This window comes from Paenibacillus sp. sgz302164 (assembly GCF_056120505.1).
Window position 1 is genome coordinate 215,146 of record NZ_JBVYOL010000013.1, and the last position, 15,982, is coordinate 231,127.

The 15,982-nt window shown below is 55.0% G+C and carries 14 protein-coding genes; 13 read left to right on the plus strand and 1 reads right to left on the minus strand.

Annotation, left to right across the window (positions count from 1 at the left end; genetic code table 11):
- Positions 1–67: 67 nt before the first annotated feature.
- Together dnaK and dnaJ are read left to right on the plus strand one after the other, a co-directional pair.
- Positions 68–1,912 (plus strand): molecular chaperone DnaK, encoded by a 1,845-nt coding sequence (gene dnaK, locus AC0LWT_RS22095; RefSeq protein WP_474683434.1) that lies wholly within the window; start codon positions 68–70, stop codon positions 1,910–1,912.
- 84 nt (positions 1,913–1,996) lie between these two features.
- Positions 1,997–3,115 (plus strand): molecular chaperone DnaJ, encoded by a 1,119-nt coding sequence (gene dnaJ, locus AC0LWT_RS22100; protein ID WP_474683435.1) that lies wholly within the window; start codon positions 1,997–1,999, stop codon positions 3,113–3,115.
- A gap of 786 nt (positions 3,116–3,901) precedes the next feature.
- Here the strand turns inward: dnaJ and AC0LWT_RS22105 are convergent.
- The gene (locus AC0LWT_RS22105) at positions 3,902–4,807 is read right to left on the minus strand and encodes a cation diffusion facilitator family transporter (protein WP_474683436.1); all 906 of its coding nucleotides are present in this window, start codon (positions 4,805–4,807) and stop codon (positions 3,902–3,904) included.
- Between the two features lie 388 nt (positions 4,808–5,195).
- Between AC0LWT_RS22105 and AC0LWT_RS22110 the strand changes: the two genes are divergently transcribed.
- The 11 genes from AC0LWT_RS22110 to AC0LWT_RS22160 all read left to right on the plus strand — a co-directional run bounded on the left by AC0LWT_RS22110 (position 5,196) and on the right by AC0LWT_RS22160 (position 15,966).
- Positions 5,196–6,941, plus strand: a complete 1,746-nt coding sequence (locus tag AC0LWT_RS22110; RefSeq protein ID WP_474683437.1) for an alkaline phosphatase — start codon at positions 5,196–5,198, stop codon at positions 6,939–6,941.
- Between the two features lie 100 nt (positions 6,942–7,041).
- Positions 7,042–7,719 carry an ABC transporter ATP-binding protein gene (locus AC0LWT_RS22115; protein WP_474683438.1) on the plus strand — a complete coding sequence of 226 codons (678 nt, stop codon included), beginning with the start codon at positions 7,042–7,044 and terminating at the stop codon, positions 7,717–7,719.
- The gene (locus AC0LWT_RS22120; protein ID WP_474683439.1) at positions 7,716–8,921 is read left to right on the plus strand and encodes an ABC transporter permease; all 1,206 of its coding nucleotides are present in this window, start codon (positions 7,716–7,718) and stop codon (positions 8,919–8,921) included. The genes AC0LWT_RS22115 and AC0LWT_RS22120 overlap by 4 nt, the downstream gene beginning before the upstream one ends.
- A 16-nt stretch (positions 8,922–8,937) precedes the next feature.
- The gene (locus tag AC0LWT_RS22125; protein WP_474683440.1) at positions 8,938–9,744 is read left to right on the plus strand and encodes a hypothetical protein; all 807 of its coding nucleotides are present in this window, start codon (positions 8,938–8,940) and stop codon (positions 9,742–9,744) included.
- A 102-nt stretch (positions 9,745–9,846) separates the two neighbouring features.
- Positions 9,847–9,996: a YfhD family protein gene (locus AC0LWT_RS22130; protein WP_474683441.1), complete on the plus strand. Its 150-nt coding sequence runs from the start codon at positions 9,847–9,849 to the stop codon at positions 9,994–9,996.
- A complete protein-coding gene (locus AC0LWT_RS22135; RefSeq protein WP_474683442.1) occupies positions 9,996–10,367 on the plus strand; it encodes a hypothetical protein in 372 nt (123 codons plus the stop codon). The genes AC0LWT_RS22130 and AC0LWT_RS22135 overlap by 1 nt, the downstream gene beginning before the upstream one ends.
- Positions 10,368–10,512: 145 nt before the next feature.
- A complete protein-coding gene (gene prmA, locus AC0LWT_RS22140) occupies positions 10,513–11,487 on the plus strand; it encodes a 50S ribosomal protein L11 methyltransferase (RefSeq protein ID WP_474683443.1) in 975 nt (324 codons plus the stop codon).
- Positions 11,488–11,498: 11 nt separating this feature from the next.
- Positions 11,499–12,170: a site-2 protease family protein gene (locus AC0LWT_RS22145; RefSeq protein ID WP_474683444.1), complete on the plus strand. Its 672-nt coding sequence runs from the start codon at positions 11,499–11,501 to the stop codon at positions 12,168–12,170.
- A 103-nt stretch (positions 12,171–12,273) separates the two neighbouring features.
- On the plus strand, positions 12,274–13,041 hold the full coding sequence (locus AC0LWT_RS22150) for a 16S rRNA (uracil(1498)-N(3))-methyltransferase (RefSeq protein ID WP_474683445.1): 768 nt from the start codon (positions 12,274–12,276) through the stop codon (positions 13,039–13,041).
- Positions 13,042–13,046: 5 nt separating this feature from the next.
- Positions 13,047–14,387 (plus strand): tRNA (N(6)-L-threonylcarbamoyladenosine(37)-C(2))-methylthiotransferase MtaB, encoded by a 1,341-nt coding sequence (gene mtaB, locus AC0LWT_RS22155; RefSeq protein WP_474683446.1) that lies wholly within the window; start codon positions 13,047–13,049, stop codon positions 14,385–14,387.
- A gap of 1,150 nt (positions 14,388–15,537) precedes the next feature.
- Positions 15,538–15,966, plus strand: coding sequence for an NUDIX hydrolase (locus tag AC0LWT_RS22160; RefSeq protein ID WP_474683465.1), 429 nt, complete (start codon positions 15,538–15,540; stop codon positions 15,964–15,966).
- The last annotated feature ends 16 nt before the right edge of the window (positions 15,967–15,982 follow it).

Below are 15,982 nucleotides of genomic sequence, written 5' to 3' on the forward strand. Positions count from 1 at the left end.
CTTATTCTTCGATTCGAATAGATGGCAGTATGACAAAGCATGAATACAATCAAAGGAGGCAACTCTCATGAGTAAAGTAATTGGTATTGACTTAGGTACGACAAACTCTTGCGTAGCCGTAATGGAAGGCGGAGAGGCTGTCGTCATCCCTAACGCCGAAGGAAACCGTACAACCCCGTCGGTCGTAGGCTTCAAAAAAGATGGGGAACGGGTAGTGGGCGAAACGGCGAAACGCCAGGCGATCACGAATCCGGACAAAACGGTTATTTCCATCAAGCGCCATATGGGTACGAACCATAAGGAAATCATCGACGGCAAAGAATTCACGCCGCAGGAAATTTCCGCGATCATTCTGCAAAAGCTGAAAGCCGATGCGGAGGCCTATCTGGGCTCGACTGTAACTCAAGCGGTTATTACGGTGCCTGCTTATTTCAACGACAGCCAGCGCCAAGCGACTAAAGACGCCGGTAAAATCGCAGGTCTTGAAGTTCTGCGGATCGTCAACGAACCTACGGCGGCGGCGCTTGCTTACGGTTTGGAAAAAACGGAAGATCAAACGATTCTCGTATACGACCTTGGCGGCGGTACGTTTGACGTATCCATCCTGGAGCTTGGCGACGGCTTCTTCGAAGTAAAAGCGACCAGCGGGGACAACCGTCTGGGCGGCGACGATTTTGACCAAGTGATCATCGATTACCTCGTAGCCGAGTTCAAAAAAGAGCAGGGCATCGACCTGAGCAAAGACAAAGCGGCGGTTCAACGTTTGAAAGATGCGGCCGAGAAAGCGAAAAAAGAACTTTCCGGCGTTCTGACCACGACGATCTCCCTTCCGTTCATTACGGTAGTCGACGGCGTGCCTCAGCACTTGGAGCTGAACTTGACCCGCGCGAAATTCGAAGAACTTTCTGCGCCGCTTGTCGAAAGAACGCTTGGACCGACTCGCCAGGCGCTTAGCGATGCGGGCTTGACTTCAAGCGGCATCGATAAAGTCGTTCTCGTCGGCGGTTCCACCCGTATTCCGGCGGTCGTCGAAGCAATCAAAAAACTGATTGGCAAAGAGCCTCATAAAGGTGTTAACCCGGATGAAGTCGTTGCTCTCGGCGCAGCCGTTCAGGCCGGCGTATTGACCGGTGACGTCAAAGACGTCGTTCTTCTGGACGTTACTCCGCTGTCCCTCGGCATCGAGACGGCAGGCGGCGTGTTCACGAAAATGATCGACCGCAATACGACGATTCCGACGACAAAATCGCAGGTGTTCTCCACTTACGCGGACAGCCAGACGAGCGTAGAAATTCACGTTCTTCAGGGCGAGCGTTCGATGGCGGCGGACAACAAAACGCTGGGCCGCTTTATGCTTGGCGATATTCCTCCGGCTCCGCGCGGCATCCCGCAAATCGAAGTCAGCTTCGATATCGATGCCAACGGTATCGTGAACGTATCTGCGCTCGATAAAGGAACAGGAAAAAGCCAAAAAATTACGATCACTTCCTCCAGCGGCTTGAGCGATGAAGAAGTGGAAAAAATGATGAAAGACGCGGAAGCGCACGCGGAAGAAGACCGCAAGCGCAAAGAGCTTGTCGAAGCCCGCAACCAGGCGGACCAACTCGTATACTCCGTGGACAAAACGATCAAAGACCTCGGCGACAAAGTAGACCAGGGCGAAATCGACAAAGCGAACGCTGCGAAAGAAAAAGTAACGGCGGCGCTCTCCGGCAACGATCTGGAAGAGATCAAGAAGGCGACCGAAGAGCTGACGGAAATTATTCAACAGCTTTCCGTGAAGCTGTATGAGCAAGCGGCAGCGAATCAGGGAGCGGCCGAAGGCGGCGCGGCGGCAGGTGCAGGCGAGAACGCCAAAGCACGCGATAATGTGGTTGATGCCGACTATGAAGTCGTAGACGACAAGAAGTAAGATGGACGGGTGAAGTCAAAGCCGGCTGGGGAGCTCCAGCGGCTTTGACTTTCCGTTTGTAGTCTTGAACATGGGAGTGGAACGATGAGCAAACGCGATTATTATGAGGTGCTTGGGGTAGAGAAGGATGCTTCGACAGAAGACATCAAGAAGGCCTACCGTAAAGCGGCCCGTCAATATCACCCTGACGTCAATAAATCTCCGGACGCCGAGGAAAAGTTCAAAGAAGCCAAGGAAGCCTACGATGTTCTAAGCGACGATCAGAAAAAAGCGCAGTACGACCGTTTCGGCCACGTTGATCCGAATCAGGGCATGGGCGGTATGGGTGGCGCCGACTTTGGCGGCTTCGGCGATATTTTCGATATGTTTTTTGGCGGCGGCGGAGGAGGCAGACGCAATCCGAACGCACCGCAGCGGGGCAACGATCTGCAGTATACGATGACGATCGAATTCAAGGAAGCGGTGTTCGGCAAAGAAACGGACATCCATATTCCGCGTACGGAAACGTGCGACACTTGCCACGGCTCTGGCGCCAAAGCGGGCACGAAGCCGGAAACGTGCGGCGTATGTCACGGCAGCGGGCAGCAGGAGGTTGTGCAAAATACGGCGTTCGGCCGGATCGTCAACCGACGGGTGTGCTCCGCTTGTAACGGGCAGGGCCGCATCATTAAGGACAAGTGCGGCACTTGCCATGGTTCAGGCAAAGTGAAGAAGCAGCGCACGATTCATATCAAAATTCCTGCGGGCGTAGACGACGGCGCGCAGCTGCGCGTTACCGGCGAAGGGGAGTCCGGCACCCGCGGCGGTCCGTCCGGCGATCTTTACGTGGTGATCCGCGTGAAGTCCCACGAATTTTTCGAGCGCGAAGGCGACGACATCTACTGCGAGGTACCGCTCACGTTCATGCAGGCGGCGCTCGGCGACGAGATCGAAATTCCGACCTTGACCGAGAAGGTCAAGCTGAAAATTCCCGCCGGGACGCAGACCGACACCCATTTCCGCCTCAAAGGAAAAGGGGTCCCGCGCTTGCGCGGCTACGGCCAGGGCGACCAGCACGTGAAAGTCGTCGTCGTCACACCGACGAACTTGAGCGAGGAGCAGAAGGACCTGCTGCGCCAATTCGGCAAGCAGAGCGGCGAGCATACGCACGAGCAGAGCGAGTCGATTTTCGAGCGCATGAAAAGAGCCTTTTTGGGCGATTAAACAAAAAAGCACTCCGCTAGCGGATGCGACGGCCGGGAAGTTCAGCCGAAGCGCCACTTAAGCGGAGTGCTTTTTTTAGTCAGCCGAAGGCTGCCTGCCGTCCCCGGCGGCGCTGCCGAAGCGGCCTGCCAGGTCTGTCAGCTCCGTCAGGCCCGTCGGCCCGCGAAAACTGCGAAAATCGAGTGTCGGACGAGAAAGTCGCGACACTTTGCCAGGGCTGGCTTCCGGAGGGAGGGCATGACTTTGAGCACGGCCAATCGGCAGACTTCGCGCTCGGCCGAGCGACGTGACCGCAGCCATAGCTGCTGGTTTCGCCCGCCCGCGAGCTTAAAAAGCCTGCGAAAATGGTAGGCTTTTTCTGTGCATGAGGCCCATTTTGGGGAAAAGCCTGCAATTGTGCAGGAATTCCCGACAAAAATGGGCCTATAGCTCGAACAGCAGCTAAAAAACCTGCACATTTGCAGGAATTTTCAGCTGCTGAGCGTATTCACGTGCAAAAACCTGCACATTTGCAGGCTTTCTCTGCGTTGCCAGGCAGAAGTGCTTATCTCTGGGCACGCGAGTTTTCAACAGCCTGACAATTGCAGGAGTATCTCGCCGCAGGTACACCCACGAGTAATGGTCGACCGACCGCCGTCATGCGGCGCAACACCGCGCGTTGGGAGCTGCGCGCGGTGCGATTCTGTGCGGTGCCATCCACGGCGGCGTGGGAGTTTCGCAGGCTTTTCACGCGCTAGTGACGGAGACGAGTCAAGCGGGCGTTCTAGAGCCGCCCGCCCGCTTGGTTTAGCGGACGACTTCTTCCGCGCGGTCGATTTTTATCGGATCGGATATAGGTTCGATATGAATGTGAACGTGTTCCACCCGATGTTTGTCCTTCATCCGGTGTTCGATCACTTCCGTGATCGTATGGCTTTCTTTGACGCTCAGCTTTTCGTCCACCAGAATCGTTACGTCCAGCAGAATGAATGCACCGTGCGCTCTTGCCCTTATGTCTTTGACGGTCTGGACGCCGGCAATTTTTTTAATCGTTTTGGCGAAATCGGCCAGCTGCTTTTCATCGAACCCGTCGGATAAGGAGTGGATCGCTTCGCGGAAAATATCGACCGCCGTCTTTATGATGATGACGCCGACGATCGTCGCGGTCAAAGGATCAAGCCAGCCGAGCCCGAACTGCGAACCGACGATGCCGACGAAGGCGCCGAAGCTGACGAACGCGTCGGAGCGGTTATCCTGGGCGGCGGCCATAACGGCGCTGCTGTTCGTCCGCTTGGCCAGCTTGAAGTTGTACGCGTACACGCCGAACATGAAGATGCCGGAAGCGAGCGCCGTCCAGGCGGATATCATGCCCGGAACCGGGGGCGAGTCCGCAAAGCACGATTTGATGGCGCTGACCAGCACTTCGATGCCGACGATGGCCATAATAAAAGACGCGATCAGCGTGGAGATCGTTTCCGCGCGGAAATGTCCGTATTTATGGTTTTGATCAGGGGGCTTTCGCGATATTTTCAGCCCGATCAGCACGGCCACCGATGCGACGATGTCCGTCGTATTGTTCAATCCGTCCGCTTGAAGCGCTTCGGAATTTGCATAATAGCCGACAGCCAGCTTGCAAGCCGATAAAAAGACATAGGCCCCAATGCTCAGCCATGCCCCTTTTTCCCCCTCTTGCAAACTATTGTAAATATCCATAACTTCAATCTCCCCCACAATTTAATGACTCACTCATCATAAAGGATGCCGATCGTGTGGGTCTAGAGAAACAGTCTTGGCGGCTGCGAAATTCATTCACATGGTAAAATACTTTTTGGACAGCTAAACAAAGTTGGCCGGATCAAACTTTGCCATACGTTCGGCGGTTGTACCGGGCAGGACGGTGATTTTTCTCATTGTTGGCGGATCGTAAACGGCTTGTCAGCGGATCGCTCACAGCGAGAACCGGACGGTACCCATGCTTGTTTTTACATTCTCTTAATCTTTGATAAAACTTTTAATGCTGTGAAAACATAGAGTTGAACCTCCTAAAATCAACGGGGATTATGCTGAAGAAGTTGAATACATTTTTTTGGAGGGAATTCATTTGAAAAAGGGCTTGAAACAAATCATCGGTTCCACCTTAACGCTCTCCCTGGTTTCCATCAGCGTCTACGGTTCCGCATTTGCGGCTGATACGGCTGCTCCGGCGAAGACGCAGGAAGCTGCAGCTCCAGCAGCGCCATCCAAAAACTTGATCGTGCTGATCGGCGATGGCATGGGTCCGGCTGAGGTTACGGCCGCGCGGTATTATTCCAAAAAGTTTTTAAATAAAGACCGTTTGGAACTTGACGGCGGCTACTATGTCGGCAAAGCCACTACATACTCGGTTGCAGGCCCTTACACGTCGGAATCCGGAGCGGTAACGGACTCGGCTGCGGCAGGAACTGCATTTTCCACCGGCAACAAAACATACAACAACGCGATCAGCGTATCGAACGGCGATGTGGCGAAACCTTTTGCTTCCGTGATCGAAGCGGCTATGAAGCAGGGCAAAGCAACCGGACTTGTTACGACAGATAGCATTACAGGCGCTACGCCGGCAGTTTGGGCTTCCCATGTGCGCCAGCGCAGCAACCAAAACGCGATTGCCAGCCAATATTTGAACAGCGGCGTGAACGTATTGTTCGGCGGCGGCAAAGTGAACTTCGTGACGAAGGATGAAAAAGGCAAGCGGACGGACAAAAATATTATTCCTGATTTCGAAGCCAAGGGCTACAAAACGGCTTTCGACAAAAAAGGTCTGGACGCCATTCCGGCGACGGCCGGCAAAGCGCTCGGCATTTTTGCCCCGGTTGAAATCCCTTACGTGCTTGACCGCGACACTGCGACGACGCCTGACCTGCCGGAAATGGCTAAAAAAGCGATCGACATTCTTTCCCAAAACAAAAACGGCTTTGTGCTCATGGTAGAAGCGGGACGTATCGACCATGCCGGACATGCGAACGACCTTCCTGCCAACATCCAGGAAATGCTTGAACTGGACGCTACTTTCAAAGCGCTTGTCGACTATGCGAAAAAAGACGGCAACACCTCGGTCGTCGTTACGGCTGACCATGAAACCGGCGGATTGTCGCTGGCGATCAACAACGTGTACGAGTTGAATGTGGATTTGTTCAATAAAGAGAAGCATTCCTACGAGTATTTGGACGGCCTGCTCAAAAAAGCGGAAACTGCCGACGATATCCGTAAAATCGTTGCCGACAACACAGGCTTCACGGATCTGTCGGACGATGAAGTAGCGCTGATCCTTAAAGGCGACGGTTCTTCTTACGGTCGTGCCGGAGGTTACAACGCAGTCGTTTCGAAACGTCTTGCTGTAGGTTGGACTGGTCATGGACATACTGGTGTAGACGTTGGCGTATGGGCTTACGGTCCGATCGCTTCGCTCGTCAAAGGCGACGTGGACAATACCGATATCGCGAAAAGCGGAGCGAAAGTAATCGGTGCGGATCTGACTGCAGCAACGAAAGAACTGCAAGACAAATTTATGTACCCGCTGTTCAAAGTTACCCGCGACAACCAAACGCTGTTCGTGGCAAAATCGCTTGCCGAAGAGCTGGGCATTACTGTCGCATGGGATGAAGCTACCAAAACAATAACATTAACAAAAGACAGCAAAAAATATTCCGTCCTCGCAGCGACTGGCGAAATTTCGGAAAACGGCGCAAGCATCGGCCTTTCGGGCAATGTCGACAACGGCAAGCTGTACCTGCCGCTTGACGTATTCAACAAGCTGACAGGCAAAAGCTATACGTGGGACGCTTTCAACGAGCGCATCGTGAAAAACTAAGTTTTCCGCAAGACAGGAAAGGAGCGGACAGGGGGAAGCTAGGGCCTCTGTCCTCTTTCTTTTGTATCGCAAACGAAATCAAGCTTAAGGGGTGAACCGAATGATCGAGATGAAAGAAGTCAGCAAACATTTTACGGCAGGCGGTACCCGATATCCCGTTTTGCAGGTGAAGCATTGGCAGGTGACCCAGGGGGAGCGCATCGCATTGATCGGTCCGAGCGGAAGCGGGAAGAGCACGCTGCTCCATCTGCTCAGCGGCGTTATGACGCCGGATGACGGCGAAATTACGATAGACGGCGAGCCGATTCATTCGTTTTCCGAATCGAAGCGCGATCAGTTCAGAGCCCGGAAGGTCGGCTACGTTTTTCAGGACTTTCACCTGATCTCATCGTTATCCATCAAGCAAAATGTCGAGCTGATCGTTCCGAAGGAGTGGAGCGCCAAGCAGCGGCGCGAGCAGCTTGACGCATGGTTTGAACGGGTGGGGCTGCAAGACCGCCGGCACCATCTGCCTTCCCAGCTGTCCCGCGGGCAGCAGCAGCGGGCTGCGATCGTAAGAGCTTTGGCGGCCAAGCCGGCGCTCGTGCTGGCCGACGAGCCGACCGGCAGTCTGGATTGGGAGACGGCGCGGGATGTCATGTCGCTGCTGCTTGACATATGCGGCTCGGAGAAGCTGACTTTGCTGACCGTGACCCATGATCTGCATTTGGCGGAGCTGTTTCCGAAGCGGGTTCACATTCACGAGTTGAATCAACTTCATAGAGGAGAAGCGGTATGAGCCTGTTTTCATTGCTTTGGAGCAATATTATACATCGTAAAATGCTGTCGCTTCTGACGGTATTGTCCGTGGCGATCACCGTAGCGCTGATCGTTTTCCTGCTGCTGTGCAGCGCCGGCGTGGAACAGGGAGCCGAGAAGGGATACGGTCCTTTCGAAGTGACGATCGGGGCAAAGGGCAGCGCGTCCCAGCTGGCTTTGAACACGTATTATCATATCGGCGCTCCGACGGGAAATGTCCCGTTTTCTTTGCTGGAGGACGTTCGTAAAGACGGGCAAGTGGACACCGCGTTTGCCATGACGACCGGGGATAACTACAACGGCTTCCCGATCGTCGGGATGGAACAGGGTTATTTTACGACCCGATACGGCGACAAGCAAATGGCTTTCGGCAGACTGTACGGCAAGCTGGGCGAAGCCGTGATCGGATCGCATGCCGCGCAAGCGATGAATCTCCGTGTAGGCGATAAGTTTCAAGGCGCGCATGGCTTGATCCAGGGGGAAGCGGACCATGATGAGGACGGCGGGGAAGAGCACGATCATCACAGTTTTTCCTACACGGTTGTGGGCATTTTGCCGCCTTTAATGACATCGGACGACCGGGCGGTTTTCACGACGCTTGATTACGCCTGGGCCGTTCATCACACGGAGTCCGCCGAGCATAAGGAAATCACCGCAATACTCGTCAAGCCCAAAACGCTGCTCGGCGCGCAAAATATCAAAACCAAATACGGGCAAATGAGCAACATACAGGCCGTATATACAAGCAAAGCGGTCGCGGATGTAGTGAATGTAGTGGACAAAGGGACGCAGGCGCTTAGCGTCGTAACCGTGATCTGCGTCCTGCTGGCCGCAGTTTCGATTTTGCTTTCGCTGATTGCTGCGGTCAACGAGCGGAGAAAAGACGTCGGTCTGCTCCGGCTGATCGGCAAGTCCAGACAGTTTATTTGGTGCTCGCTTATCGGCGAAGGCTTGCTGCTGACGGCGATAGGCCTGGTGCTCGGGCTCGTGATCGGCCATGTCGGCGGTTACATCAGCCGCGATGCCGTATTTGAATTCACAGGACTGCAAATTCAATCCTGGAATCTGCTTCCAGGGGAATGGCTGCTTGCAGCCGGCGCTTTGCTGATCGGCGTTTTGGCTTCCGCGGGTCCGGCGCTGCAAGCTTACCGTGTCGATCCCCTGCAGCTTTTCAGGTCGTGAGGTGATCGCTATGAAAATGAAACATTCAGTTATCGCATTGAGCTTGCTCACGATGGTTGCGGCAGGCTGCGGACAAAAAAATGCGCAGCCTGCGGGCGAATCGTTTGCCAGCGGCGCTGCGGCTGCCGCCGGCGTGAACAGCGCAGCCGTCACACCGGCGTCGGCCTCGCCGACGCCGACGCCGACGCCCGCGGCCGCGGCGGCCCCTGCGGCGCCGGCGGAAACCGCGGCTGCCGCATCGACCGTGGCGCCGTCGGCTTCCCCGGCGGCTGCTGCATCACAGCCGCCAAGCGCGTCGCCCGCGGCGGCTGCAGCAGCGGCCTCGCCGAGCGTTCCCCCGGCGGCTTCGCCAAGCGCAGCGCCCGCGACCTCGCCGGCGCCGACGCCCGCGCCCACGGCCTCCGAGCCGAAGCAGGAAGCCGCTCCCGGCGAGGCTCCCAAGCAGGCGGGCACAGCGTCCAACGAGATCAATTGGACGCAGTTTTTTGACAACGACAAGCAGGACCGGCCGTCGGAGCATTTTTGGGACATGAACGGCAAAACGGTGCAAATCAAAGGGTTTATGGGCGAAGTGCTGTCTTTTGAGAAGCACTGGTTTCTGCTCATTCCGAAGCCTGGGGCGGAGTGCCCTTTCGACAACGGCGACGAAACGTACTGGAATAAAATTATGATCGTCTACGTGCCTGACGACGTGAAGCTGAGGTACACGTCCGGACCGCTGCTAATTACAGGGAAGCTGGACGTAGGAGTTAAGCTGGACGAATCCGGTTATAAAACGATGTTTCGTTTGTACAATGCCTCTTTCGAAAAGATCAAGGAGTAGCTGCGTTTGCGTGCGGCTGAGGATCGTTCCGAGCATAATAACGTTTTTGCCTGCGAACAATAAAACGGGATAAAATCTTGGAGCGATCAGGAGGCTGAAGCGATGAACGACAACAAACGGCAATCGGAAACAAGCAGCTTGCCCGTTGCGAAAAATGAAGACGTTGAATTCTCGGCCGAGCAGGCCGACGCAGACGACGTAGAGGCTGTGGAACGGGCAGAAGCGGCGGATTACAGACAGGAACATTCGTAATGGCGGAGAAAAACATTTTGGCTTATTTCCGCTCGGAGGAACAGGCTAACGCCGTTCAGGCGAAGCTTAAAGCGCTGCGGGCCATCGACGTACAGGTCGATCAATTCGGCCGCTATCCGGGCTACGGGCTGCTCTCCGTGCACAATCCGTATGCGGGAGACTTCGGCAGCCTGGGACGGCTGACTCAAGCCGCCGATATTTCTACGCCGGACGAAGGAATTTTGATTGCCGCCGATCCGGCTGCGAGCGGAATGAGCGACGGGGGCGGAGGCGGCGTGACGGGATTTAATTTTATCGTGGCGGCCGTAGTCGACGATGCCGTTTACGAGCAATCGCTGCGCGTCATCGAATCCGCGGGAGGACTGGTTTAAAACAAAAACATCTGCTTGACGGGCGCTGCGGCGCACGCAGGCGGATGTTTTTTGCTTTTTGAAAGGCGTTATTTTACCCGGAAGGCGAAGTATAGTACAATAGTCATTATGAATTTTAGGCAACTTGACAGGAGGAGCAGTACACATGCGTTGGCACGAAATTACCGTACATACGACGGAAGAAGCAATAGAAATGATTTCGAACTTTATTCACGAACTCGGCGCCGGGGGCGTATCTATTGAGGAATCCGGCACGTTGAACAAACAAAGGGATACTTCGCTCGGACAGTGGTACGAACTGCCGCTGAACGACATTCCGGAAGGAAGAGCGGTGATCAAAGGATATTTTGCTCAAGGGACGGAGATGGATGCGATTCTGGAGCAGCTGCGGGCTTCGGTCGAACAGCTTCGCGAATACGACATCGATACCGGAAACCCGTCTTACGAAATGCGCGAAGTCGACGACGAAGATTGGGCGAACGCCTGGAAGCAGTATTTCAAGCCGATTCGCGTATCGGACCGCTTGACGATCAAGCCGACCTGGGAAGAGTATGCAGGCGGACCGGACGAGCTTATCCTGGAGCTTGACCCCGGAATGGCGTTCGGCACCGGCACGCATGCGACGACTGCGCTCTGCCTGAGAACGCTGGAGAAAGTCGTGCAGCCCGGCGACGACGTGATCGACGTAGGAACCGGCTCGGGCATTTTATCCATTGCCGCCGCCAAATTGGGCGCGAGACATGTGCTCGCCGTCGATCTGGACCCCGTTGCGGTGTCAAGCGCAACCGAAAATGCGAAGCTGAACAGGCTTGAGAACGATATAACCGTCAAGCTGAGCGATTTGCTGGGCGTGCTCAAAGCAAGCGAAACCGGCGCTTCTTCCGAGCTGGGGGTTGCGATTCCGGTGCAAGTTGTGGTCGCGAACATTTTGGCGGAAATTATTTTGCTGTTCGTTGGCGATGTATACGAGGTGCTTCAGCCTGGCGGCTATTACGTAGCTTCGGGCATCATTACAAGCAAGGAAGCGGATGTGGAGAAAGCGCTGGTCGCTGCGGGCTTTGCGATCGTAGATAAAAGCTACGATTCCGATTGGGTAGTGATTACGGCGAGAAAGCTGTAGGTGCGTCATACATGGGAGGATTATTGTTTTATAATTGGGACGTGCTGCCGTTCGTCATTTTAGTATTGATTTTATCTTTTACGCTTCATGAATTCGCGCATGCGTACAGCGCTTATAAACTGGGGGATTCGACGGCTTATCAATTCGGCAGAGTTACGCTGAATCCGATGGCGCATCTGGATTTGTTCGGCACGATCATGCTGCTGATCGCCGGGTTCGGCTGGGCCAAGCCCGTGCCGGTCAACCGCGGGAATTTCAAAAATCCCCGTCTGATGGGCATTATCGTGACGGCCGCCGGGCCGCTCAGCAATTTGATTTTAGTATTTATCGCTTACGCGCTGTTGAGCTTTGTCGGCTATTATCACTGGCTTGACGGTCTGTCCGGGGGAACCCAGAAAGCGATCGTAATCTTTTTGAATCTGATGGTCAACATTAATTTAACGCTGTTCCTGTTCAACCTGATCCCGATTCCGCCGCTGGACGGCTACCGGATCATTCAGGATTTGGTCAATTTGCGGTACAGCGAAGGCTTGCAAAAGTTTGAACAATGGGCTTACATTATTTTCCTTTTGGTCGTATTTATCAGACCGCTGAGGCAGGTTACGCTTGATCCTTACCTCGGCTTGGGAGATCATATTCTTAGGCTGTTCGAATACCCAATCGCGTGGATGCTAGGCATTTGAGTAAAAAGCCGCCTGTAGATTTTCCGCTCGAAAACAGGTATGATGGTGTGTGGACGTTTCATTAGAAAAATGAATTTATTGCAGATAGAGAGGCTTCGAATTTATGCAGCGTTATTTTCTTCCGCCCCGCCAATTTCAGCCGGGTTCCGATACGGTGACGATCGAGGGCGACGATGCGCACCATTTGCAGCGTGTTATGAGGGCCGAGATCGGGGACAAGGTCATTTGCAGCAACGGCAAAGACCGCGAGGCGATCGTCCGCATCACTGCGCTGGATAAGGCGGCGGTGACCGCGGAAGTGGTGGAGGAGCTGCCGATGGACGCCGAGCCGGCCGTTGAGGTATGGGTTGCGCAGAGCTTGCCGAAAGGCGACAAGATGGAGACGGTTATTCAAAAAGGGACCGAGATCGGGGCAGCCCGGTTTCTTCCTTTTTTATCGGAACGCACGGTTGTCCAGTATGACGCCAAAAAAGAAGCCAAGCGCACCGAGCGTTGGCAGAAGATCGCCAAGGAAGCGGCCGAGCAGGCGCACCGCAACCGCGTGCCGGAGGTAGAGGCGGTGCTGAGCTGGAAGCAGCTGCTGCAGTGCGCCCGGGAAGCGGATGCCGCCTGGATCTGCTACGAAAAAGAGGACGGGCAGCAGTTGAAACCTGCGCTGCAAGAAGCAGCCGCCTCCGGCAAGCTCGGCCCGGGCAAGCGGGTACTGCTTGCGGTAGGTCCCGAGGGCGGGTTTACGGAGCAGGAAATCCGGCAGGCGGAAGAGGCGGGATTTCGTTCCGTGTCGCTCGGATCGCGCATTTTACGCACGGAGACAGCGGCAATGGTAGGTCTTGCGTGTCTTTTCTATGAAACCGGAGAGATGGGAGGATAAGCATCATGGCAACAGTAGCGTTTCATACATTGGGATGTAAAGTAAATTTCTATGATACGGAAGCCATTTGGCAGCTGTTCAAAAACGAAGGCTATGAGCAGGTCGATTTCGAACAAACGGCCGATGTGTACGTCATCAATACATGTACGGTCACCAATACGGGCGACAAAAAAAGCCGGCAGATGATCCGGAGGGCGATTCGCCGCAACCCGGAAGCGATCGTCGCGGTAACGGGCTGCTACGCGCAGACGTCCCCCGCCGAAATTATGGCGATCCCGGGCGTAGATATGGTCATCGGCACCCAGGACCGGGATAAAATTATCCCGCTGGTCAAGCAGTTTGAAGGGGAGCGCATGCCGATTAACGCGGTGCGCAACATTATGAAAACACGCCAGTTCGAGGAACTGGACGTGCCGGATTTTGCAGACCGCACGCGGGCTTTTTTGAAAATCCAGGAAGGCTGCAACAATTTCTGCACCTTTTGCATTATCCCGTGGTCGCGCGGCCTGATGCGCAGCCGTGAACCGCAGAGCGTAATCCAGCAGGCGAGAACGCTGGTCGAGGCGGGCTACAAAGAAATCGTACTGACCGGCATCCATACCGGCGGCTACGGCGAAGATATCGAGGATTACAGTCTCGCGAAGCTGCTGTGGGATCTCGACAAAGTGGACGGTCTGAAACGCATCCGCATCAGCTCCATCGAAGCCAGCCAAATCACCGACGAAGTGATCGAGGTGCTGCAGGCGTCCGACAAAATGTGCCGCCATCTGCACATTCCGCTGCAAGCCGGCGACGATCAGGTGCTCGCACGGATGCGCAGAAAATATACGACGGCCGAATTCGCCGGCAAAATCGAGCGGCTTCATGCGATCATGCCGGACGTAGCCATCACAACGGACGTCATCGTCGGCTTCCCGGGGGAAACCGAAGAAATGTTCCGTAACGGTTACAAGTTCATGGAGCAGATGCAATTTTCGGAAATGCACGTATTTCCGTATTCCAAGCGAACAGGCACGCCTGCCGCGCGGATGGAAGATCAGATCGACGAAGAAATCAAAAATGCGCGCGTGCACGAGCTGATCGATCTTTCGGAGAAAATGCAGCTGGCCTACGCGCAAAAATTCGTCGGCCAAGTGCTGGAAGTCATTCCCGAGCGTTCCTATAAAGGAGCTCCTGACAGCGGCTTGCTGATGGGGTACTCCGACAACTATTTGAACCTCGTTTTTGAAGGGACCGACAGCCTGATCGGAGAAGTGTGCCGCGTTCAAGTTGCCGAAGCCGGAGTCAACGAAAGCAAAGGACGGATCGTCCGCCTGGCCGAGCATGCGCAGGCAGTGAGTTTGTAAAGGGCTGACCTTTCAGCGGCGAAAGCCGCCGGAGGGTCAGCTTTCTCGCGAAAAAACGATGCCAAAAGCATCGTTCCAACCGGCGCACCGGGCCAGAACGCGCGCAAAGATGCGCAGCATTGTTACGGCAGGCATGGGCCCGAGCCGGAGCCGGAGCGCCATGTGCAGCGGTGTGAAACATCGTTGGAGCAGGGGCTGGGTCGGCTCGTCGCCTCCCCAATAACGATATGAAACATCGTTAAAGCAGGGGACCGAGTAGGGGCGGCCATGTGTAGCGGTGCAAAACATCGTTGCAGCAAGAGCACGGACAGCCCGTTTCCGTGCAGCGCTTCATAGCATACCGCAGAGCCGAACCTTCGCTTGACGCTGCAAAGAAACGTCTGCAAAAATTGCCGGCTAAGATGCTGCTGGCCATGCGCGGAGTGGTTGACCGACCGTCGTCATGCAGCGCAACACCGTGTGCTGGGAGCTGTGCGCGGCGCACAGAAAACCTGCAAAAGTGCATCTTTTTACCGTCGGATGCCCCGGTTTCGGAATATTCCTGCAAAAATGCAGGTTTTTTTGCGAATTTGTAGGCTCTGGCTCCTCGTGACCGGAAATTCCTGCACAATCGCAGGCTTTTCAGCGAAACGAGCCGTTTCCGTCGAAAAAGCCTGCACTTTTGCAGTTTTAAGTGCCGGCAAGAAGAAACTTGCCGGCTAAGACATTGCTTGCCACGCGCGGAGTGGTTGACCGACCGTCGTCATGCGGCGCAACACCGCGCGCAGCTCCCAAGCAAGCGGTGTTGCATTCGCTGGTGCAAGCTGGTCCGCTAATGGCCGCGCGGTTTTGGGACGGCCCCGGCGGGTGACATGCGCAGCGCACGGCGGCTTACAGCAAGAACTACAACGCCGTGGGCTTTCGTTCCATAACAGCGGGGAAGCGCGGGGGCGGGGCTGTATGCGGTTTAAGAGGCGCGGTCCGCTCACCGATACGCAATTTCCGCGAAAAGACGCCTCATTCCCGCTTGCAAAGTGATTGTGGAGGCGTCTTTCATCCATTTTGGGGCCAGCCAGGCTCATTTGCTGACGTTTTTGGGCGGTCGGTCGACTACATGCACGCGGTCCCTTTTTACGCATAAAATTCTCAAGTTCACACTGGAGGTTAAATGATGAAAGAAATATCGGCTGGCGGAGTCGTATACCGCAGGCAGGACGGCAAGCTGCACGTCCAAATGATTCAGGACAGGTACGGTAAAATTACTTTGGCCAAAGGCAAAATGGAGCCGGGCGAAACGGTCGAGCAGACGGCGCTAAGGGAGATTTTGGAGGAAACGGGAATACATGGTAGAATCGTCGAACCGGTTGAAGTGATCGCGTATCAGTACACGAATGCGAAAGCGGAAACCGTCGATAAGGAAGTCCACTATTATCTCGTGGAAGCGATAGACGGGGCGCTGCAGGCGCAAGTCGAAGAAATCAGAGGCGTCGAGTGGCTGGCGCCTGAAGAAGCCTGGCGGCAGCAGCTTGAGTCCGGCTACGAGAACAATAATAGCGTACTGGGCGAAGCTTTGCGGAAATTGGGGTTCGATGTGAAGTAAAAGCAGCCGGAAGCCG

Bases quoted from the DNA above. Each gene is read 5' to 3' on its own strand.
- dnaK (WP_474683434.1), top strand. From the start codon at position 68: ATGAGTAAAGTAATTGGTATTGACTTAGGTACGACAAACTCTTGCGTA.
- dnaJ (WP_474683435.1), top strand. From the start codon at position 1,997: ATGAGCAAACGCGATTATTATGAGGTGCTTGGGGTAGAGAAGGATGCT.
- AC0LWT_RS22105 (WP_474683436.1), bottom strand. From the start codon at position 4,807: ATGGATATTTACAATAGTTTGCAAGAGGGGGAAAAAGGGGCATGGCTG.
- AC0LWT_RS22115 (WP_474683438.1), top strand. From the start codon at position 7,042: ATGATCGAGATGAAAGAAGTCAGCAAACATTTTACGGCAGGCGGTACC.
- AC0LWT_RS22120 (WP_474683439.1), top strand. From the start codon at position 7,716: ATGAGCCTGTTTTCATTGCTTTGGAGCAATATTATACATCGTAAAATG.
- AC0LWT_RS22125 (WP_474683440.1), top strand. From the start codon at position 8,938: ATGAAACATTCAGTTATCGCATTGAGCTTGCTCACGATGGTTGCGGCA.
- AC0LWT_RS22130 (WP_474683441.1), top strand. From the start codon at position 9,847: ATGAACGACAACAAACGGCAATCGGAAACAAGCAGCTTGCCCGTTGCG.
- AC0LWT_RS22135 (WP_474683442.1), top strand. From the start codon at position 9,996: ATGGCGGAGAAAAACATTTTGGCTTATTTCCGCTCGGAGGAACAGGCT.
- prmA (WP_474683443.1), top strand. From the start codon at position 10,513: ATGCGTTGGCACGAAATTACCGTACATACGACGGAAGAAGCAATAGAA.
- AC0LWT_RS22145 (WP_474683444.1), top strand. From the start codon at position 11,499: ATGGGAGGATTATTGTTTTATAATTGGGACGTGCTGCCGTTCGTCATT.
- AC0LWT_RS22150 (WP_474683445.1), top strand. From the start codon at position 12,274: ATGCAGCGTTATTTTCTTCCGCCCCGCCAATTTCAGCCGGGTTCCGAT.
- mtaB (WP_474683446.1), top strand. From the start codon at position 13,047: ATGGCAACAGTAGCGTTTCATACATTGGGATGTAAAGTAAATTTCTAT.
- AC0LWT_RS22160 (WP_474683465.1), top strand. From the start codon at position 15,538: ATGAAAGAAATATCGGCTGGCGGAGTCGTATACCGCAGGCAGGACGGC.